Below are 306 nucleotides of genomic sequence, written 5' to 3'. Positions count from 1 at the left end.
AATCTGGAATATCGGGGGCGCAATGATTTTCAGGTCAAGATCCGTGGCTACCGCATTGAGCTGGGAGAAATCGAAAGCGCGCTGGCCTCGCACCCGCAGGTGAAACAGGCGGTGGTGATTGACCGCGAGCATGAAGGCCACAAAGTGCTGGCGGCGTATCTGGTCACGGACGGGGAGCTGTCGGATGAAATCCTGATAGGGCACGTGTCTGCCCGCCTGCCGGACTACATGGTGCCGGCCAGCTTGACCCGGATTGAGACGGTGCCCCTGACCCTGAATGGCAAGCTGGATCGCCAGGCACTGCCG

Annotated in this window: 1 protein-coding gene; it reads left to right on the top strand. The window is 60.8% G+C overall.

The genetic code is table 11. The features are described 5' to 3' along the window. Window positions 1-306 (top strand): AMP-binding enzyme (locus NXS07_RS21125; RefSeq protein ID WP_258087647.1); only part of this gene is annotated, 306 nt, incomplete at both ends.

This window comes from Xenorhabdus bovienii, from assembly GCF_024721015.1.
Lineage (GTDB): Bacteria > Pseudomonadota > Gammaproteobacteria > Enterobacterales > Enterobacteriaceae > Xenorhabdus > Xenorhabdus bovienii.
This window is presented reverse-complemented; position numbering and strand designations above follow the sequence as displayed.